14 protein-coding genes and 1 pseudogene are annotated in these 21,217 nt (G+C 63.7%); 2 read left to right on the plus strand and 13 right to left on the minus strand.

Features of this window, described 5'->3' with window-relative positions:
* The first annotated feature begins 5 nt into the window (after positions 1-5).
* Complete coding sequence (locus AB7M32_RS03790) at positions 6-1,406, plus strand: HDOD domain-containing protein (RefSeq protein WP_454249112.1); 1,401 nt, start codon at positions 6-8, stop codon at positions 1,404-1,406.
* A 185-nt stretch (positions 1,407-1,591) separates the two neighbouring features.
* On the opposite strand, the gene AB7M32_RS03795 is transcribed toward AB7M32_RS03790, so the two are convergent.
* On the minus strand, positions 1,592-1,975 hold the full coding sequence (locus AB7M32_RS03795) for a helicase (RefSeq protein ID WP_454249113.1): 384 nt from the start codon (positions 1,973-1,975) through the stop codon (positions 1,592-1,594).
* Positions 1,976-2,505: 530 nt separating this feature from the next.
* Here AB7M32_RS03795 and AB7M32_RS03800 point away from each other — a divergent pair.
* Positions 2,506-2,889, plus strand: a complete 384-nt coding sequence (locus AB7M32_RS03800) for a DUF6124 family protein (protein ID WP_454249114.1) — start codon at positions 2,506-2,508, stop codon at positions 2,887-2,889.
* 703 nt (positions 2,890-3,592) lie between these two features.
* Here AB7M32_RS03800 and AB7M32_RS03805 read toward each other — a convergent pair.
* The 12 genes and pseudogenes from AB7M32_RS03805 to tssJ form a co-directional block, all read right to left on the minus strand.
* Entirely contained in the window at positions 3,593-4,477 is an 885-nt protein-coding gene (locus AB7M32_RS03805; RefSeq protein WP_454249115.1) for a hypothetical protein, read from the minus strand.
* A gap of 915 nt (positions 4,478-5,392) precedes the next feature.
* Positions 5,393-6,334 (minus strand): type VI secretion system-associated lipoprotein TagQ, encoded by a 942-nt coding sequence (tagQ, locus tag AB7M32_RS03810; RefSeq protein ID WP_072407473.1) that lies wholly within the window; start codon positions 6,332-6,334, stop codon positions 5,393-5,395.
* An 85-nt stretch (positions 6,335-6,419) separates the two neighbouring features.
* Positions 6,420-8,147, minus strand: coding sequence for a formylglycine-generating enzyme family protein (locus tag AB7M32_RS03815; RefSeq protein WP_454249116.1), 1,728 nt, complete (start codon positions 8,145-8,147; stop codon positions 6,420-6,422).
* Positions 8,140-9,336 carry an ABC transporter permease gene (locus AB7M32_RS03820; protein WP_454249117.1) on the minus strand — a complete coding sequence of 399 codons (1,197 nt, stop codon included), beginning with the start codon at positions 9,334-9,336 and terminating at the stop codon, positions 8,140-8,142. Before AB7M32_RS03820 ends, AB7M32_RS03815 begins: the two co-directional genes overlap by 8 nt.
* Entirely contained in the window at positions 9,336-10,052 is a 717-nt protein-coding gene (locus AB7M32_RS03825; protein ID WP_454252096.1) for an ABC transporter ATP-binding protein, read from the minus strand. Before AB7M32_RS03825 ends, AB7M32_RS03820 begins: the two co-directional genes overlap by 1 nt.
* The gene (locus tag AB7M32_RS03830) at positions 10,052-13,150 is read right to left on the minus strand and encodes a protein kinase domain-containing protein (RefSeq protein WP_454249118.1); all 3,099 of its coding nucleotides are present in this window, start codon (positions 13,148-13,150) and stop codon (positions 10,052-10,054) included. Before AB7M32_RS03830 ends, AB7M32_RS03825 begins: the two co-directional genes overlap by 1 nt.
* Entirely contained in the window at positions 13,147-13,878 is a 732-nt protein-coding gene (locus tag AB7M32_RS03835) for a PP2C family protein-serine/threonine phosphatase (RefSeq protein WP_003206909.1), read from the minus strand. The genes AB7M32_RS03830 and AB7M32_RS03835 overlap by 4 nt, the downstream gene beginning before the upstream one ends.
* A pseudogene (gene tagF / locus AB7M32_RS03840) lies at positions 13,879-14,533 on the minus strand (type VI secretion system-associated protein TagF). It abuts the gene before it with no gap.
* Positions 14,530-18,030, minus strand: a complete 3,501-nt coding sequence (gene tssM / locus AB7M32_RS03845; RefSeq protein WP_454249119.1) for a type VI secretion system membrane subunit TssM — start codon at positions 18,028-18,030, stop codon at positions 14,530-14,532. Before tssM ends, tagF begins: the two are co-directional and overlap by 4 nt.
* Entirely contained in the window at positions 18,027-19,325 is a 1,299-nt protein-coding gene (locus tag AB7M32_RS03850) for a DotU family type VI secretion system protein (protein WP_454249120.1), read from the minus strand. Before AB7M32_RS03850 ends, tssM begins: the two co-directional genes overlap by 4 nt.
* Before the next feature lie 6 nt (positions 19,326-19,331).
* Positions 19,332-20,666, minus strand: a complete 1,335-nt coding sequence (tssK, locus tag AB7M32_RS03855; protein WP_454249121.1) for a type VI secretion system baseplate subunit TssK — start codon at positions 20,664-20,666, stop codon at positions 19,332-19,334.
* Between the two features lie 15 nt (positions 20,667-20,681).
* Positions 20,682-21,188, minus strand: a complete 507-nt coding sequence (tssJ, locus tag AB7M32_RS03860) for a type VI secretion system lipoprotein TssJ (RefSeq protein ID WP_307572802.1) — start codon at positions 21,186-21,188, stop codon at positions 20,682-20,684.
* Between the last annotated feature and the right edge of the window lie 29 nt (positions 21,189-21,217).

Raw genomic sequence — 21,217 nt, forward strand, 5'->3', positions numbered from 1 at the left:
AGACCATGACAGAAGCTGCCCTCGTCCCCGAAGCCCCGCACGCTCCGTCTGTTATTCGGCTGTTGCTCGAGAAATTGGGCATCGGCTATGACGAAGTACTCGAACGACCCGGCCTGAACCCCGCCCGCAAAGTGCAGGCGGTGTTGCTGCACGATGCCGTTGGCGCGCTCATGGTGCTGTTTCCGCAAAGCCAGCTGCTGGATCTCAATCGCCTGGCCGAACTCACCGGCCGCAAGCTCACGGCAGTGCCGACCGAACGCCTGGAGCGCATGCTCGGCAAACACAGCCTGAGCCTGCTGCCCGGCCTGCCGGCGCTGACCAGCTCGCCGTGCCTGTATGAAGAAAGCCTGCTGCGCGAACCGAAGCTGCTGATCAACTCCGGCGAGCCGGGGCTGCTGCTGGAAGTGACCAGCGAAGCGTTCAAGACCATGCTCACCAAGGCCAGCGCCGCGACGTTCGGCGAAGCCGTGAGCAACATCACCCCCAACCTGGACCGCCCCCACGACGACCGCGCGGAAATCACCCAGGCTGTGCAGGCGTTCACCGCCCGGCGTATCCAGCAACGGCTGGAAGAAACCATCGAGATCCCGCCGCTGGCTGAAACCGCGCAAAAAATCATCAAGCTGCGGGTCGACCCCGACGCCACCATCGACGACATCACCGGCGTGGTGGAAACCGACCCGGCCCTGGCCGCGCAAGTGGTGAGCTGGGCCGCCTCGCCCTACTACGCGTCGCCGGGCAAGATTCGTTCAGTGGAAGACGCCATCGTGCGGGTACTGGGCTTCGACCTGGTGATCAACCTGGCACTGGGCCTGGCCCTGGGCAAGACCTTGAGCCTGCCTAAGGACCACCCGCAACACACCACGCCGTACTGGCACCAGTCGATCTACACCGCCGCCGTCATCGAAGGCCTGACCCGCGCCATGCCGCGCGCGCAGCGGCCCGAGGGTGGCCTGACCTACCTGTCCGGCCTGCTGCACAACTTCGGCTACCTGCTGCTGGCCCACGTGTTCCCACCGCACTTCTCGCTGATCTGCCGACACCTGGAGGTCAACCCGCACCTGTGCCACAGCTACGTGGAACAGCACCTGCTGGGCATCAGTCGCGAACAGATCGGCTCATGGCTGATGCGCTACTGGGACATGCCCGACGAACTGGCCACCGCCCTGCGCTTCCAGCACGACCCGCATTACGACGGCGAATACGCCGCCTACCCGAACCTGGTGTGCCTGGCCGTACGCCTGCTGCGCGCCCGGGGCATCGGCACCGGCCCGGATGAAGACATCCCGGACGCCCTGCTCGAACGCGTGGGCCTGACTCGGGAAAAGGCCAACGATGTGGTCAGTAAAGTGCTTGAAGCCGAAGTGCTGCTGCGGGAACTGGCTTCGCAGTTCAGCCATGGCTGAATAGATTCACCTGCCTTGTGCAAGTGAGTGAAGCTCTTGTGGCGAGGGGATTTATCCCCGCTGGGCTGCGAAGCGGCCCTAAAACCAACCTCCCCAGTCATGCAGGCTAAACACAGTCAACCTTTTTGGGCCTGCTGCGCAGTCCAGCGGGGATAAATCCCCTCGCCACAAGTATCCGCAGCGCCTCAGATCTTCGCTTTCGCCTTCTTCGGCTTCAAGTACTTGGTCAGCCCCTGAAACCAGATCACCAGCGCCGGGTTGCCCTTGATCTGGATCGACTTGTCCTGGATCCCTGTCATGAACGCCAACTGCTTGTTCTTGGCCTGCATTGTGGCGAAGCCATAGGCGGCGTCCTTGAAGGCGATGGCGAAGGCCGGGGTTGGATAAACGCCGGACTGGCTGGTGATGCGCTGGTTCTTCACGGTGAAATGCCGGGCGACCTTGCCGTCCAGGGTCTGCAGCTGGAACACCAGCTCCTTGTCACCCAACTGCTGCTGGAACGCCGGATTGGTCCGGCTGGCCTTGCCCATCAACAACCCCAGCATCCACAGCAGAAAACGAAATTTCATGGGCACAGCCTCGTGAAGAAAGATGAATGGCTGGCAGTTTAGCGATTCTTCGGCACAACACCATCATTGGATCGTTTTGTCGGAAGATAAGCTGGTTTTCGCGAACGATGACCGCCAAGTCACAAAACCTAAAATCAAAAGATCGCGGCCTTCGGCAGCTCCTACATCGGTTTCTGTAGGAGCTGCCGAAGGCTGCAATCTTTTGATCCCTTTCCCCTGACCAACCCTCGGACATTTCCTTCAACACGCCGGGCTGTTCGTGAACTAGGCAGGGCTCTGGGGCACCGCTAACCTTTGTTCGTCATCGCTAAAAACGGTGACACGGACGTGCAAGTCCGAACTAGGAACGCATTCGTTATGGCTATTCGCCGAGCATTTTTCTATGCTCGCCGACTGTTATGGCGGCTGCGCGTGGGAGACCTTCGGGTCTGCCGGGTTCCTGGACCGGTCTTGCACACCTACGTACAGCTGCCACCCATTTTCCGACGTGCAATCGGAGGGTGCCAGCTCCACTGCCAGGAAGTTTCATCATGTTCAAAGCAACTCCGAATCCTCCGCAAAACGGCCACAGATCCCGCGTCGAAGCGCAAGAAGAAAAAAAACTCGAAGACGCCGCCACCCGCGCCCTCGATTACTACCTCAAACCCAAACCCTCTGACCCACCCGAAATCGACAAAAGCCAACTCTTCATCGTCGCTCCCCACATCGACACCGAAACCCTGCTCGCCAACGCCTCCGAAGATCTGCTGTCCATCAGCACCATCGCCGCCGACCTGGCTGACGATGTGGATGACTCACGCCGCAGCATCGCCCTGGCAATCAGCCGCATGGCCGATGGGGTGCAGTTGTTGGTCGAGCGGGCGTTGGATCATCTGGAAACCAGGGAGATCGCGGCGCCTGATGCCAAGGGATAACGCTTACATTGATGCAGGCTGAGCCGACGCCATCGCGAGCAGGCTCGCTCCCACAATTGGATCGGGTACAACCGCAAGAGATAGGCTGGCTATAAGGCCGCCTTCGCGGGCAAGCCCGCTCCCACAATTGGATCGGGGGGACGGCCAAAGAGCCAGGTCGGCTATAAGGCCGCCTCGGCGGGCTTTTGATCTGGGGGCCCCGTTGACCACGCTGGCCGAACGCAGGTATTGCGCAGTGGGCATCCCGGCATGGATGCCGGGATAGCCGCGCTGGGCCACGGATGGCCCTTCGCGGCGGGCCCACGGAGCAATGCCGGAGTGAGGGCACACCGAGCCTAGGCGAGGTGCCGAGTGGTGGGGCAAAGACCTTTTGGTTACTTTTGGCTGGGCCGGCATTCCGGGCGTTTGCCAAAAGTGACACGCCGTAAGGGCGTAACCGCCAGCCGCCGTTACCGCAGCAACGGATATGTACACCTCCACAGGGACTTTGGTCGAGCTCCAATTTCGGCTCCACACAAACCCAACGTGGCGAGGGAGCTTGCTCCCGCTGGCCTGCGAAGCAGGCCCCTGCGTTTCTCCAGGCGGACCGCAGGGCCCGGTTTTGCGACTGCTGCGCAGCCGAGCGGGAGCAAGCTCCCTCTCCACGGGGTATAGCCTTTGCAAGCTTGTTTTCCACAGGAGAAATTGCGACCCATCGTACGGATTACAGAGCAAAGCAAAGCGTATTTGGAAATGGATACCCCACTTCGGTCAAATCTCTGATATCGCACACTTTACTCGTATGAGAGTTGATCGTTATGGTGACTAGTTTTTTCACGGAGTCATGCTTGAATTCAATAACAGCCCGTCCTTCCGAGAAGCCGTCATTGACAATCAACTCTGTTGTGCCATCGGGATAAAGTTCATTTCTATCCCCTGAAAGTGCGAAAAAGCCACCCCACTTACCTTGCCCCTCCAGCCTCCGACTCTCAACCCTGACTAGATCACCATTGATCAACTGATAGAGCGGACCTGAAATATACAGGTCGACATTTTGCAACAGGGAAAACATCTCGGTATCGGGAATTGTTTTGGACAGAGATTTGGAACTTTCCGTGATAGTCAATCCCCTGCCGTAGTTTCCAAACTCGACCATGGAATAGACATCATCCTTCGCTACAGGCATGGTCTTAGCCTTGTCATCATCGGGCGCGGACCTTGCTCTCAAATAGACCGCCCCCACGATGTCTTCATAAAGAACACTAGCTAGATCCAGCGTTCCGTTCGCCAGCGACTCGCAAGTTATTTGGTTGCCGATTTTAGTCAACAGAAATGAATACTCTATTGTGTCAGTCTTCATCGATAGCGACAGCGACTGGGCATTATATCCAGAGTCCATCCCATAATTATTGGTGACCACATTCGTGAAGAATCTTCCACCTATGCTACCCGCACCAATACCATGAATAACATCATATACAGCATCTTGCCCTGGACGCTCGACTTTTCCATAAAGGGGCGGAGTTAGGGAGATGTAAGACCCTGAAGTCATGTTATCGATCGCGAACATAGTTTGAGTCGACACGATTACAGCCGTATGCCTTTGCATATCCATTCACCTTTTTAATAGTCGCCGTGTCAGGACGGCACACATGCACCCTGAAACTCAAGGAGAAAGTTATCCACTGTCAGAGCTGACAGTCCGGACAAATGGTATGTACCAAGCGCATCGAGATGAGGAGCAGAGATAGCGGCGCATCATGCCAAAGTGGAGTGGCTCGGGCGGTCGGCAAATGATGCAAACTGGGCCACCACCATCGCGGGCAAGCTCGCTCCCACAATGGGATTGGGGTATGGCCGGGGAGACAGGTCGGCTATAAGGCCGCCTCGGCGGGCTTTTGATCTGGGGGCCCCGTTGACCACGCAGGCCGAACGTAGGCATTGCGCAGTGGGCACCTCGGCATGGATGCCGAGGTAGCCGCGCTGGGCCATGGATGGCCCTTCGCGGCGGCCCACGGAGCAATGCCGGAGTGAGGGCACACCGAGCCTAGGCGAGGTGCCGAGTGGTGGGGCAAAGACCTTTTGGTTACTTTTGGGGCGTTTGCCAAAAGTGACCCGCTGTAAGAGCGGAACCATAAGCCGCCGTTACCGCAGCAATGGATATGTACTCAGTCAACAACATCCTGGCCGGCTGTCAGGCCGCCATCGCGAGCAAGCTCGCTCCCACAATTGGATCGGGGTACAACCGAAAGAGATAAGGCCGCCATCGCGAGCAAGCTCGCTCCCACAATTGGATCGGGGTACAACCGAAAGAGATAAGGCCGCCTTCGCGGGCAAGCCCGCTCCCACAGGGGATTGGATGTGTCGCAGATATCACCGGCAACACAAAACAACTGTGGGAGCGAGCTTGCTCGCGATGGCGGCGGGTCAATCGACATGGATGCCAACTGAACGGACGCTATCGCGAGCAAGCTCGCTCCCACAGGTTTTGGCTGCTGACCAACGATCAGCAGCCCTCACTCAATCAAACATTCGGGCAAGGAACCGGTGCCCAGTCGCCCAGGTCCGGGTTCTTGCACATGCTGTTGACCTGGGTGGTACCGGCGCTGGCAACCTGCTTGCTTTCATCCTGCTTGGCCTTGGCGGTCAGCAGGGTTTTCTCGGTGGTCACCGCTTCTTTCGGCACGGTCGGCAGGTCTTTCTTCTTGGCCGGTTGTACGTTCTTGTTCTTTTTCTTGTTGGTGGTCTGAGCCACGACCGGTGTGGTATCAGCAGTGGCCACAGTCACCACGTCAGTACGCTGCACACCCACTTGCTGCAGGTCTTTCTCGTAGGCCTGGGTGTAGTTGTTCAGGTCTTCGGAGGCTTTGCCATTGACCGCGACGATCAGGTCGTTCGACTCTTTCAGGCCAGCGACGATTTCCGCCAGGCGCTTGCGGCCTTCGGTGTCGTTGACGGTCTTGGCCTTGCGGTCGGCAACCAGTTTGCTGAACGCATTCTGGTAGCACTGCTGCGAAGTCTTCGCGTAAGCGGTGCTGCGGTCGATGTCGGAGACGCTTTTGTTGACGTCGGCAGCGTAGGAGGCGATGCGCTGGTTGTCATCGGCGATCTGCTTCTGGCGCTCGGTGTAGTAACCGGCGGCACCACCGGCCAATGCACCGCCCGCGGCACCGATGGCGGCGTTGCGACCACGGTCTTCCTTGTCGGCAGTCAGGGCGCCCAACAGTGCACCACCGACAGCGCCGACAGCGGCACCGGTGACGACCGACTTGGTCATGTTGCCTTCGGTGGAGCGCAGGTGCTGCACCGGCTCGTAGCAGTTCGGGTAGTACTCGACCTTGGTGCTCGAGGCGACCTTGGAGGTCGGCGACGTGGCGCAGCCGGTCAGTACGGTGCTGAAGCCGACAGCGACCATCAGCAAGTGACGCTTGGAAACCGAAGCAAATGGTTTACGGGAGAAAAGCATAGTTGTGTTCTCGTTTAAGTGTTGACCAGCTCAGCGCGGCGCTATCGCCGCCTGAGTCCCTTCCAAGCTCGCTGACAACGAACGCTCAAGACCGCTGAGCGTTCGATGCGAGCAATTCCTTCAATATCGTCGCCGGGTCGGCTCGTTTTTGCTGACGATAATCCCCGACATGACGAACGAATAACGTTGCACGCGCCACCAGGCTCTTGCCCAGTACCGGTTTGCGCTCCAATTCTTCCTTGATGCGCTGGAACTGTGCCTGGATCACGGCATCGGTGTAGCGCGTGCCGGTGGCCAGGTTGTCGATGTAGATTGCCACCGCGCCATCCAGCGCGCTGCGGCCGTTGTCGATGGCCGTGGCGAACAGTTGCGCGCTGGCCTCATCCTTGGCATCCAGCGCGGCTTGCCGGCTGTTCTGCAGATTGGTCAGGCGAATGTTGTAGTTGTTGACGGTCTCGGCCACCAGGGCCGACGACTGGATCAGGTTGCCCGCCGCTTCCTCGCGCTGCTGGGCGATGAGCGAGACGTTGCGCTTGAGCTCTTCGTTGACCAGGCCCAGTTCGGCTTGCAGGCGCGGATCCACGCTGGCGGCGATGATGCTGTCCAGGCGTTTGGTCGGGTCGTCAGCGTCATCGATGGCGTCGGTCAGCGACGCGAGGCGGCCCTCTTTCTGCCATTGGGCGAACAACTCCTTGTAGCGCGAACGCGGCGCCGACAACGCCCCGACAGCCACGCGGAAGCCGGTGGTTTCGTTGCTCTGCTCGGTACCGTCGGCGGCGAACAGCGGGTACTCGCGACGCATCCCGGTGAACAACGTGCCCTCGCCTTCCAGGTAGTTGCCGCCCTTGACCACGAAGCCGCCATAGGCGCCCTGGCGGCGACCGGCATGCACCAACTGGAAGGATTCCTGAACCATCTCGGCAGCATTGCCCACCACATCGAACAGACCGATGGGGTTCGCCAGCTTGGTGCCGATGGGCATCAGCCGCGCCGCCTGGCCGGTGCCACCGGCGACCTGGTTGAACACCGCCCAATCGGCCAGCGGCCCGTCGCTTTCACTGCCTTCCAAGCGCCGCGGAAACAGCCGCCCTTCCAGATCCTGACGGCTGACGGCTTGGCCGCCGCGGGCGGCGAATTCCCATTCGACTTCCGTCGGCAAGCGTACGAAACCCAACCCGCCGTCTTCGGCGGAGGTGCCGCGACCGCTCACCGGCAGCAGGTCCTTGTGGTATTTCATCAACCAGGCACTGTATACCGCAGAGAAGCGCTCGGCCTCGAACTTCGACAGTTTCACCTTGGGCAAACGCCCCGCCACGCCTTGGGGCAAATCGGCTTGCAGGGTTTCGCAGGCCGGCGCCGCTTCGCCACTGGCCAGCGATTGCGCCTGGGCCATGACCTGGGCGTATTGGCGGGCCGTGACCTCGTACTTGCCGATGAAGTACAGCATCGGCTTGAGCGGCGTCTTGGCGTCGGTCTTGGGCATCAACGGCGTGATGGTCTTGTTCCAGTCCGTGGGCAGGTCCTTGAGGGTGAACTGGCCGTTGATGAAGTCGCGCCGGTAACCGGAAATGAACGACTGTTGGTAACCCGCCTCGCCTTCGCTGAACGGGTAACCGAGGCTGATCTCGCGGTCGTCCAGAGTGCCCTGGGCGAGGATGTAGACGTAGCGGAACACCATCTGGCCTTCGCACGGCAGCGGCAGGCTGACGTCGTCGGGCAATGGCTTGGGATTGTCCAGCTTGTCTGTGCCTTCATCTGCCCAGACCATGCTGGCCAGGCTCAGCGCCACGGCGGCGCCCAATAACTTATACATCGCGAATTCCTTCACACGCCTGGATGCGCGCCACCCGCCAGCCGCCACAAGCCGCCGCGACGGCGCTGACGCCGAGCACGGCCACCAGGGCCAAAGTGTAGTGACGCACCAACAGATGGCTGGCGTATTCGCCGGGCATCTGTGCAAATAAATAATTCAGGCCCGACTGCGCCAGGCCATACAGGCCGACACTCAGCAGGGCCGCAAACGTGGCGCTGTAGAGCGCCTGCAGCACCACGAACAACAGCAGCGCCGCGGTGGACACCCCCAGCAGACGCAATACCGACAGCTCCCGACGCTTACGCTCGACCGCCGCCAGGGCGCCGGCAAAGATCGCCGCGAACGCGCCGGTCAAGGCCAACCCGGCGATGATCCAGAACACGATCGACAGATTGCGGCTCAGCGATTGCACTTGTGCGATGGTCTGGGCCTGGGTCGAGACCAGCAGGTTCTGCCCGGCGAAATACTGACGCAGCGGCTCGACGTCGCCGAGGCTGCGGGCATACAAACGAAACGCCGGGTAGACCCGTTGCCCGGCCACACTCACCGCATCGCCCGGCCAGCCGAACGCGGGCACGGCACGGCCGTCGCGGTAATCTTCGGCGGCCTCCAGCAAGGCCAGCGGTGCAAACAGGCCGTCCCGGGCGAAGGCTTCCAGGGGCAGCACGTGCAGCACCTGCACGCGGGTGCGCTGCGCCTCGCTGCGACCGGCCACCTGCCGGCCGAAACTGGCCTGCACCCAATCGCCGGCCTTGGCGCCGAGCTTTTCAGCGGCGGTCTGGCTGAGCACCACTTGATCCAAGCCTTGAGGCACCGGCAAATGCTCGAACAAGGGATCGTTGGCCGCGGTGGGAATCATCTCGACCGTAACGGCCGAAGCCTCGCTGCTCAGATCCGCCGTGGCGGCGATCTGGCGGGTGCGCGGCAAGGCAAAGGTCACGTCGCCACGCTGGCCCAATTGTTCGATGAATTCGGCACTGAAGCGACCGCCGCCCAAGGGGATGATTTCCCGAGTGGCCGGATCGTTCTGCAAGCGCTCGGTCAGGCTGCTGACCAGGCCGAACTTCAGGCCGAACAGCACCAGCAGCGGCGCCACCACGGCCACCAGAGCAAGCACCGAGCAGGCCGACAGCCAGGCATCGTTGCGGTAATCCTGCCAGGCCAGGGAAGCCACCAGCGCGCCGCGCATCAGCAAGCCTCCCCGAGGGTGGCGGTGACACCGCCGTCGGCATCGCGACGGCAACTGATGCGGCGCACCTGCAAACCGCTGGCGCGGGCCAGCGCCTCGTCGTGGGTGGCGACCACACAGCACACGCCGTGTTCGCGAGCCTGGGCCACCAACAACTGCATGACGCGCTCGGCGTTCAGCGGGTCGAGGGCGGCAGTCGGTTCATCGGCCAGCAGCAGGCGCGGCCCATGGGCCAACGCCCGGGCACAGCTGACCCGCTGGCGCTGACCGACGGATAAGTCCGCCGGTTTCTTGTCCAGTTGATCGGCGATGTCCAACTGCCCAGCCAGGCGCGTCACGCTTGCGTCATCCTTCAAGCCCAGCAATTTGCGCGACAACGCGATGTTGCCGCGCACATCCAGGAAGCCCAACAGGCCGCCGGTTTGCAGAACATAACCCAGGTAACGGCTGCGCAGCTCGGCCAAGGTGCCCTGTTGCGACCCACGCCACAATTTGGCGATGTCCAGCGGCGTGTCGGCGGGCGTGAAGTCGAACTGCCCGGCCTGATCCGGCGCCAATACCAGCGCCAGCAGGTCCAGCAACGTACTCTTGCCGCAACCGCTGGGCCCCACCACCGCCAGTTGTTCACCGCCGCGCAATTGCAGCCGTGGAATCACCAGGCTGTAGCGCTGGCTGCCGGCGCCCCGGCTTTTGTGCACTGCGCTCAGGGTCAGCATCACGGCAGCGTCGACAGCGGAACGCGGTACAAGGCATCACCCGGCTCGGCGTCGCCGAAGCGCACCCAGTTGGCGAGGTCGTTGTGGAAGGTTTCGTAGAGGCGGATTTTCGAATCCAGCTCGTCGATGAAATCTTCCTGCTCGGCCACGCTCAAGGACAGCCACAAGTCCTGGGTCATGTTCAGCGACTTGCTGCGGTACGGCAGCCCTTCCAGGTACTCGCCGAGAATGCCGCCGTCGGCCAGGTTGCCGCCTTTGCGCAGGGCCGACGGGTCGCGGCTCATGTAGGCACTGGCGCTGGCGATTTCCTGGAAGAAATCCTTGGGCGAGCTCTGGGTCTTGCGGGCCGCGTCGACGATCAGCTTCAGCGACTGCTGCAGGTCGTTGAGTTGCAGCTTGGTCAGCATCACGCAGACCTGGAACGCCGGCAGCGCCGGGTTGGTCAGGTCGCGGTCGGCGGTCCAGGCGCTGACCAGTTGCGGCGCCTGGCTGGCGGATTTGCGCCCCAGGAAATCCATGTGCATCGCGTAGCCGACCGCGGCCGACTTGTCGGCCAGGCTCGGCGCGGCGCTCAACAGCGGCACGGCTTGCGGTTTGTTGCTGCGCACCTGGTGTACCAGGTCGGCGAACACCGAACCGATCTCGTCCACCCGCTCGCCGAACTTGCGCACGTCGGCGCCCGGCACCGGAATGTACAGGTCGCCGATCTGCGGGTTGGCGTCGGCGGTCAGGATGCGGTACTGGCTCTGGGCGCCGGCATGGGTTTTCTTGCCCGCGTCGCTGAGCAGGTGCAAGGCGTAGATCTTGATCTGCTTGCCCAGCGCCGCCTGGCGGACTTCGGCCTCGTTCATTTGCGTGGCGGCAAATGGGTCGTTCTTGCGCAGGGCACCGGCGTCGGTGACCAACAGGATCAAGCGCCCACCGTAGCCGGACCAGTCCATGCCTTCGACGGCTTCCATGACCCCGGCGAACGCATCTTCGTTGAACGAATGGCTCGACACCGTCGATGCCTTGACCTGCCGCGCCAGCTCCATGAAGCGCTGCGGGTCGCGGCCCTGTTCGAGGGTGATCAAGGTCTTGGCGACGTATTCCAGGCCCGGGGTTTTCTTGATGCTGCTGCGGAAACCCACCATGCCGAAGCTGACGCTGTCCAACTCGCCGCGCTCGGCGATGCGGGTTTGCAGTTCGTGGACCACGTCGCGCACCTGGTCGATGTAGGGCTGCATCGACACAGTGGTGTCCACCACCAGCACCACGGCGGTGCGGAACGCGTCGGCGTTGGCGGTGGTGATCGGCGTGTTGCCCGCCGCCTTGGGGGTGTTGCCTGGGTCGATGGACGCCACGTTCAGCAACTGCACCGGCTGGCCGTTTTCATCGAGGCTTTCGCGGGAATCGAAGATCGGCAACAGATAGAACTGACTCTGCGGCACCGCGCTGGCGGCCGGTTCAAGGGCCAGCACTTGCTGGTCGTCCTGCGGGCTCTGCTGGGCCTTGAGCAACACGTTCTTGGCGGCCGATGGGTTAGCCAGGAGCTTTTCCACTTCGCCAGGCTGACGCAGGAACATCACTGGCGCACGGCCGGAACGTTCGGTGAATTTGAGCACCAGGCTCTGCTTCCAGTCGCTGACCTGGGCGGCGGGCAACCAGCCGTCGCTGCGCCCGTCGGTGGCCGCGCCGACCCGTACCCAGGCGCTGCCATCGAGGTCTTTGCGCTGATACACGTACAACACCGAAAACGCCGGCAGTGCCTTGCCCGGTGCCGCACCCGGCGCCTCGGCGAGTTTCGCCCCCGGCTTGCTGAGCACACGCTGGAACAGGGTCTTCTTGCCGGCCATCAACAGCGGACGCTGGCCGCCGTCGGCCTCGGTCGCCACGGGCGGTTGAGCTGCAGGGACAACAGGCGGTTTGACCGCGGGCACTTCCGGGGCCTGCGGCGGCTTCACTTCCGGTGGCTTGACCGAGGTGGTCGTGGCCACTGGCGTCTTCACCTCTTTGCCATCGTCACCGGCCAGCCACCAATAACCCGCGCCACCCAACGCCAGCGCCACGGCGACCGCAACGGCGGCCAGGGCGAACACCGGGCCCTTGCGTTGCTCCGACACCGAAGATTGAGCCGTCGGTTTTATCGGCGGCGCAACGGGCTTGGACTGCGGCTTCGACTGTGGCTGCGGTGGTGAATAAGCCGGGCCGCTGGGAATGTCGATGGACATGGGCGTCAAGCCCGCCAAGTCATCCACCGGCGGCGTGGTCGGCAGTTGCAACGACAACGGCCGGATCAGCGTCGCTTCCGACTCCTCAGGCAGGTTATCCAGCGCCCGCAGCAACGCCGCCGCGTCCGGGAAACGCTCCGCCGGGTCCTTCGCCAATAGTTTGCGCAACACGTCCTGGTAACGGCCGTGGTGCACCGGCAACTCCGGCAACGGTTCGGTCAGGTGGGCCAGGGCCGTGGACAGTGCATCGTTGCCGGTATACGGCAGTTTGCCGACGAGGATTTCGTAAAGCACCACGCCCAGGGCGTACAGGTCGGCGCGACCGTCGATGTCTTGCCCACGGGCCTGTTCCGGGCTCATGTAGCTGGGCGTACCGACGGCAAAGCCGGCCTGGGTGAACTGGGTGCGGTCATCCAGGGACTTGGCGATGCCGAAGTCCGAGAGCACCGCCGTGCCGTCGGCGCGGAACAGGATGTTGGCCGGCTTGACGTCGCGGTGGACCAGGCCCAAGCCGTGGGCATACCCCAGGGCCGAGGCGATCTGGCGAATGTAGGTCAGGCCCTGTTCCGGCGTCAGGCCCGCGGCGATGCGTTCCTTGAGCGTGCCGTTGGGCAGGTATTCCATCGCCATGTAATACAGCTCACCGACATTGCCGATGTCATGAATGGTGACGGTGTGCGGGTGCGACAAGCGCGCCAGGGTCTTGCCTTCGCGCAAAAAGCGCTCGCAGAACGTCGGGTCGGCGGCCAGGGCTGCCGCCATCACTTTCAACGCCACCTTGCGCTCCAGCGAACGCTGGGTCGCCAGGTACACGCTGGCCATCGCGCCTTCGCCGATCGGCCCTTCGATGTCGTAGCCGGGGATGACAATGTTCAGGGTCAAGCTCATGACGGCACCTTCACGACCACCACGGTGATGTTGTCCGGCGCGCCGCGCATCAAGCCCAGGGACACCAGGCTGCTGGCGATTTCGCCGGGCTCGTCGTGGCTCAGTACTTCGCGGATCTCATCGTCCTCGACGGTCTTGGTCAGCCCGTCGCTGCACAACAGGTAGCTGTCGCCAGGCACCAGCAGCAGCTCGGTCAGCGCCAGGTTCAGTTGCGCCTCGACGCCAATGGCCCGGGTGACGATGTTGGCCCGCGGGTGCACCCGCGCCTCGGCTTCGCTGAGCAGGCCGCTGTCCTGCAGATCCTGGACGTAGCTGTGGTCCCGGGAGATGCCTTCGAGCACGCCGTCGCGCAGGCGATACAGGCGGCTGTCACCGGCCCACAGGCACATGCCCCGCAGGTCGCGGGCGGCCAGTACCACCACGGTGCTGCCCATCATGGTCACGCCACGGTTGGCGGTTTCTTCCCGCACGGCGGCGTTGACCCGTAGCAGGTCGCTTTGCAGCGCCGCGACGTACTCATCCAGCGAACGCCCCACGGCGATGCCGCGCAGGCTGTCGACGATCAGGCTGCTGACGTAATCGCCCGCCGCGTGCCCGCCCATGCCGTCGGCCACCACCCAGAGGCCGTTTTCCGGCAGGTCCAGGCAGGCGTCTTCGTTGACCTGGCGGACCATCCCGACATGGCTCTTGCTTGCAGACTTGATTGCTTTTCCGGCACTTGGACGCATCTACACAACACCTTCTTGGCCGAGCAAAAATTGCGCAAAATCAGCGGCTGCCGGCAATCCCTGGCAGCGCATCAAACCCGGGGCAATGCGCTCCGATCCCTGGCCCCACCACAGGCTCACGCCTTCGCAAGCCGCCTCGGCCAGCGCGCTCATGCGCCGCTGCGGGTCGGTGGCATCGAAGCGATGCAGGCTGGCGAAACGGCTACTCGGCGTGCGCGGCAGGTACATCGGGCTACCGAGGGTTTCCAGCTGTTCGTTGAACGCCTCGAAACTGGCCTCCACGCTCAACGTGCTCAGCAACAGGTTCTCGACCCGCTCGAACCACTCGTCCGCACCGCCCACCACGGAGGCCGGGTCAGCGTCGGGCTCCAGCAGCACCGCGACGGTCAGCGGGAAATAACGGCCGACCCGATCGATGCTCGGCATCACCACCCCGACGGCGGCGTCCGGGCCACACACACCCGGCGCGACCATGAAGCGCCACAGCGGGCTGGACCAGATAAGCATCCAGCCAGCGCTCGCCGAGGCTGCTCTGGCTGGCGAGCAAACCCGCCGCCAGCCACGAATCCCACGGGCCGATAAACCCCTGGGGCAAGCCACGGCTGACGAAGTCCCCGCGGCTGGCCAACTTTCCGTAGAAGCCCGGCGTACTCATAGCCGCTCCGGCAGGCTGAAGCCGCTGAGCACCCGGCTCTTGAACGGGTTGAAGGCGCTGTTGGCCCGCAGCTCGTAAGAGGCGCTGGCACCATCGACCCGCAACCGCAGGTTGAAGCGATCCGGCGAGTTGCCGGCGGTCAGGTCCGATTGCTCCAGCAGCCGGAACCAGGCCCACGGCCCGTCCAGGGTGATGCCGGAACGCCCGCTGGACGACGGCGGCATGATGGAGATCCGTACCACGCCGATGCTGCCCGGGTTCGGCCACTGCATGGCGGTCGGGCGGCTCGGGCCGTGGTCGTAGCTCAACTGCTGGCCGTCGAGGTCGAGCAGGAACTGAGTGATGGTCGAGTCCATCGCCACCGGCTTGAGTTCGAAGCGCACCATCGGCTGGGTGCCGCCGGAACGGAAGAACGCATCGCGGATGGTCGCCGCGCGCTGGAAGGTCTGCAGCACCCCGGGGGCGATGCCGAGCTTCTGCGCCGCGCCCGGCTGCCAGCGCCAGGTCGGAGTCGAGGTGTCGACGTAGGGTTGCAGGTACTTGCGGAAGTAGTTGTCCATCACCCCGCCAACCCCGAAGAACTGACCGAAATCATCCAGGGTCGCGTCCCGCGCACTGCCCGGCGACATCGGATAGCGCCCGGCCAGGGACTGGCGATAGATATTCACCACTTCGCTGGTCCAGGCGGCGTTCAGTTGGTTGCGCACCCCGCCCATCATGCTGTTGGTGGTGGAGTTGACCACCGACTTGACCAGGCCCTGCACCAGCGGCGGCTGGCGTTCGGCGTTGAGGCTGACCCGCGTGGCCGCGGCCGTGGCCTGGTTCTTGGCTTCGCCAAGCAAGGCGTCGCCGCTGGCCCCGACCATGGCGCTGACCTGCACGTACAGAGCGTTCATGTCGGCCAACAGACCGTCGATGGCCGCCGGCTCGCCTTCGCTTTTGCTGACGATGCTGTTGAGCTCGGCGAAGTGCGCGGTGATCGGGTCATCGCTCGCCGCCGGCGCGTTTGGCGTCGCCTGCTCCTGGCCGAGCAAGCTGCCCAAACGCTCCTTGAGCTTGTCCACGCCGCCTTCCACCGGCGCACCTTGGGCGGCCAGCAGGCGTTCATCCTGTTGCAGGTCGGTTTCCTTCGCCACCGCCACCAGCAGCTTTTTCAGCGGCGAAGTCGGGCCGGAAATCACCCGCAGCACATCGGCGGCCTGGGCCACGCTGGTGATCGGCACGAAGTCGATGTCGGCCAGCAAGGCGTCCCATTGGCGCAGGTAGTCCTGGAAGTACAAGCGACGCACATCGGCGGCCAGGCTGGCGGCGTTCTGCTGATCGGCCTGTTCATGGCCCAGCACCCACTGCTCTTCAGCCAGGGTGCCGGTCTGGCTCAGGCTGGTGAGCAAGAAGCCCTGGCGGTAGCCCTTGACGGTGAAGAACCCGCTCAGTGGCTCGCCCAGCGGCTTGCCGCTCTTGCGACTGAACACCAGCGCCGCGTCACGCCCGGCGGCTTCGTTGATGCGGAAGTCCGGGATGCCTTCGGGCAGTTTCTGGCGCTTGATCCGGTCATAGACCCGCTGGGCCACCGGCAATTGCTGCAACTGGCGACGCAGGTCTTCGACCAGGCGCTGGTCCAGGCGCGCGAGGGGCGGACGTCGCTCGAACAGTGCCTGCAAATGCCCGGCCAGGGCCTGGCGCTGCTCGGCCGGCAAGTCCCGCGGCAGGCTGCGGTCCCAATCCAGGGCGATCCAGGCCTTGATGAAGTCGGCATCGTAATGCTCGGTGTCGGCGAGCATCAGGTAGGCCTTCAAGCCTTCGTAGAGAAAATCCGAATTGCCGCCGCTGTGCAGTTGCTCTTCGATACGCGTCAGCAGGCGTGGCGCGAACACCGCGATCAGCAGCTTGCGGTAGACGCTGCCGGACTCGGCTTCGAGCATGTCGCCCTGGTACAGGCCCAGGCCTTCGGCCCAGCTCGGGGCGTCGTCGGCCAGGTGTTTCACGGCGTTGAGCAATGGCAACACCGCGAGCACATCCCGTTGCGCCGGGCTGAGGTTCTGCACGGTCTGGCCCAATGGCGCGACCTTCTGATCGACCTGGGCGATGTAGGCCTGGTTGGCACGGTAGCTGACCCACCACAATGTGCTGACCACCAGCACCAGCACCACCGTGGAGGCCAGAACACCGCGGGCGATCCACTTGCGCCGACGCTCGACTTTCGGGTCGACGCCCACCAGCCCACGCTCGGCGAAAGCCACGGCGGTGAAGAGTTTTTCGATGAAATAGCTGCGCCCGGTGCCGGTCTGGCGTGCCAGGTGCTGGCGGTCCAGGTTCATGCTCTGGGCCATGGAGCCGATCAGGCGGTCGATCGGGCTGCCTTCCTGGGTGCCGCTGGTGAAATACACACCGCGCAGCAACACGCGCTCTTCGAAGGCGTTGGGTTTGAACACGCCTTCGAGGAAGCTTTGCAGGCAATCTTTCAGGGCGCCGAACTGCTGGGGGAAGCCGTAGATCAGGTCGCGCCGCGCCGGGTCGCGCTCTTGTTGCAGGCGCTCCACCAGACGGTCGTTGAGGCGCTGCTCAAGGCCGGTGAATTCGCTTTGCAGGTGTGCCAGCGGACTGTCGTTGCTCTTGCCATCGTCCAGGGCGAAGGTCATGCCCCAGACCTGGGCGCGCTCTTCCTTGCTCAGGGTATCGAAATACTCCATGAACCCGGGCACCAGGTCGAGCTTGGTCAGCATCAGATAGATCGGGAAGCGCACGCCCAACTGGGTGTACAGCTCCTGGATCCGCAAGCGAATCGCCGCGGCATGGGCGGCGCGCTCGGCGTCGCTGCCCAGCAGCAGGTCGGACAGGCTGATGGCGATGAACGCACCGTCGATCGGGCGTCGGGCCCGTTGCTTTTTCAACAGCCCCAGGAAGCCCAGCCAAGCGGCCTTGTCGATGGTCGCGTCGCTGTCCTGGGTGGTGTAGCGCCCGGCAGTGTCGAGCAGGACCGCCTGGTCGGTGAACCACCAATCGCAATTGCGCGTACCGCCGACACCGCGCACGGCACCGGCGCCCAGTTGCGCGGCCAGTGGGAAATGCAGCCCGGAGTTGACCAGCGCGGTGGTCTTGCCCGAACCCGGCGGGCCGATGATCACGTACCACGGCAGCTCGTAGAGGTTACGACGCTCGTCACCACCCAGCTTGGCTTTCTTGAGCAGGGCCAAGGCTTCGTCCATGCGCTGGCGCAGGGTTTCGAGTTCTTCGGCGGTGGCGATGCTGGTGGGGTCGGGCGGGGTTTGCGCGGCCAGGCTGCGCATCACTTCGGCGGCCTGACGGCGCGCCTGGATGATGCGGAACACCCGGTAGGCGATCCACACCGCGAACACCAGGATGATCAAGGCCCAGCGGCGGCCTTCAGGCACCAGCCAATCGAGCAGCGGGCCGACGAACCAGATGATCAGGCTCAGGGCGATCAGCCCCAGCAATGGGATGACCCAGCGGGTCATAAAACTGAAAAACGCCTTCACTCGACCCCCTCCGCCAATACTGTGATTTCAACCCGACGATTGCGCGCACGCCCCTCTGGGGTGGCGTTGGACGCCAACGGCTCGGTGTCGCTGCGGCCTTCGGCGCTGAAGCGCTCGGGCTGGCCGGTCTTGGCCGAAAGAATTTGCAGCACCGATTGGGCCCGCGCTTCGGACAACGCCCAGTTGGACGGGAACCGCAGGGTGGCGATCGGCCGATTGTCGCTGTGGCCGGTGACCAGGACCTGGCCCTTGACCTTGCGCACCGCATCGGCGATGCGCAGCATCAGCGGCTGGAAATCGTCCTTGATGCTGGCGCTGCCCGAGGCGAACAGTTCGTCGCCGCGGATGGTCACCACCGAGCGGTCGACGGCGTCTTCCACGGCAATCCGGTTGGCCCGGATTTCATCGGCCAAAAAGCCTGCCAGACGGGGGCGCTCGACTACTTTGGGCTGCACCACGGGGCGGTCGATGGTCTGCACCGGGATTTCGCCCAGGAAGTGAATGTTCTTGAACACCGGCTCGGCATCGGAAGCCAGTTTCATCCGCAGGCCGAACAGCAGCGCCAGCAGCAAGGCCGCGCCGATGGCCACGGCGATCCACGGCGGCATGAATTGCGCCAGTCGATCACGGGCCACGGTGACACCGCGCCAGTGCGGCGACAGCTCGCGCTCGTAGTCGCCCCGGGCGCTGCGGATCACCGCACTGGTGCGCTCACGCAACGCTTCCAGTTGGCTGCGACCGTCGTTCATCACCCGGTAGCGCCCCTCGAAACCCAGGCACATGCACAGGTACAACAGCTCCAGCAGGTACAGGCGCTCGCGGGGGCTTTGCAGGCAATGCTCCAGCAACTGGAACACCTTCTCGCCGCCCCAGGCTTCGTTGTGCACGGTGATCAACAGGCTTTGCTTGCCCCAGTCACTGGTGCCGCCCCACGGCGTGCTCAATACCGCTTCGTCCAGCGCGGTGCACAAGGCGTAGCGGGCCAGCAACACATCGTTGCGCACCACCCCGGCGGCCTCGGCGCGCTCTTCGAACTGGCGCAGGTAGGCCAGCAGTTGTGCGCGCAAACTGGCCGGCGCCGGGTGGGCGATGGTGTTGCGCAGGCGCGTCAGCAGGGCCAACAGCGGGCCGGCGGCGCTTTCCAACGGGTTGAGGCCCTCGGCCTTGCCGGTCAGGACCGGCGCGGCCGGCATCGACAGCGGCGCAGGCTGCGGACGGCCAGGGTCCGGGCGGAATGGATCGGCGCCACGGCCACCGGGCGTCGGCATGAACTGGGTACGATCGTCGTTGCTCATCGCGGTTTATCCTCGGATCGCCCAGAAAGCCAGGTTCAGCCCTGGGAACTGGCCGGCGATGTGGAACGCAAAGCCGCCGGAGTTGCTCAACTGCTGCCAGTGGTCGCTGCCCCGGTCGAGTTCGTAGTAGGTGGAACCGGCGTGGTACGGCAGTTGCCGTGGCGCCACCGGCAACGGCAGCAGGCCGATGCCCGGCAGTTGCAGGTTGACCAGGTCGCGGATGTGCTCCACCGAGCCGACCTTGCTTTGCTGGCCGAAGCGGCTGCGCAGGGTTTCGGCCGGCACATCGGCACGCACCACCAGGATGAAGCTGGCGCTGTCGAGCAGGGTCTTGTCGGCCAGCATCGCCACGTGGATGCCGTAGGCTTTCTCGACAATCGGAATCGGCGTCGCCTTGCTGTCGATCAGCATCGACAGGGCTTCGCGCAAGGCCTGCATCACCGGCGCGTAGCTGAGGGCCAGGTCATCGTGCTGGTATGGCGGGTATTGCTGCGGTCGTCGCCCGGACGCGGTGAACGTGGAGAACTCCCCGGCCAGGCTCACCAGTTCGCTGTAGAAACGCTCGGGGTGCAGCGGGCTCAACTGGCTCAGGTGCTGGATCAGCGGCTGGGCGCGGTTGACCAGTTGCAGCAGCATGAAGTCGGCAATCTCCGAGGCACCACCGGCACCGGACGCCACCACCCGCCCGGCCAAGGCTTCGCCGCGTTGATGCAGCAGGCCCAGCAGTTCGCTGCGAAACGCCGCCAGCGGTTTGGAGGCCATGACATCCAACAGTGGTGGGATGTAGGTGTCGTCGAGCACCAAGGCACGGTCGGCACGTTTTTCCTTGATGCGCACCACACCGATGGCGGCGTAGTCGCCGATGCCATCCTGTTCGGTCAACAACCGCAGGGCCCGGGAGCCAAGGGCCACCGGCGCACGGTTTTCGAACGGCGCGTTGTCGTCGCGCACTTCGCACACCTGGCTCACATAACGCGCGGCGCCGAGGTCTTCGCCTTCGTCCACGGTGTCACGGGCGCCGGCGCGCTTGAGCGGCAAGGCCAGGTACACCAGGCCGTCGCGCAGGTTGTCATCGACGTTCAGCGGCGTCGGCGCCAGGTCATCCTGGGGAATGTTGAAGGGCGTGCCGTCCGGCAACAGGCCCCGCGCCGAGATGATCGCCAGCTTGCCCTGGGCCAGCAGGCCCTGGTCGATCAGCAATTCGGAAAAACCCCAAGCGCCGGCCGACAATGGGCGGCTGCGTGCGTCGATGAGGTTTTCCAGGTAACGGTCATGCTGTTGGAAGTGCTGCGTTCCAATGAACATGCCTTCCGACCAGACCACGCGATTGTTCCAGGACATGGGGGCTCCGATTGCTTATTGGGCAGGGCTGGATGGGGGAACGACGACGGCGCTGCGCACGGCGCGCACATCGAGGCTGATCTGGTATTCGGTGTATTCGCGCGCCGGGACATTCATCACCGTGCGCCACAACGACTGGTCCAGTTCGCGATAGCCCACCAGTATTCCGATGTGCCGCGTGGCCGGGTCGAGATCGCGTTGCAGGCTCAGTTGCTGGCCGGGCTGGATCAGCACCTCGTCCTGGTCGATCAGGTCGGCGCCCAGCGTGGCCTGGGCCCGCTCGGCCAGGGCGAAATAATCGGAACGGCCAAAGGTCGCGGCATTTTTCAGTTCGAAAATGCGCACCCTGACCGGGGCCGGCTGGCCGGTGGCGCCGGGGTTGAGGCCAGCAATGGCATGGAAATGCAACTCGACGGCGGCGGTGTCGGCCTCAGCTTCTTCGGGCTGGGGGTTGGCCGCATCCTTGGCGCACGCCGTCAGCAGAAGCGCGGTGGCGACTGCGAGTAAAAACCTGGGAATCATCCTGCGTCCTCAATGACGTTTGAGCTATC

The organism is Pseudomonas sp. R151218B TE3479 (assembly GCF_053629195.1).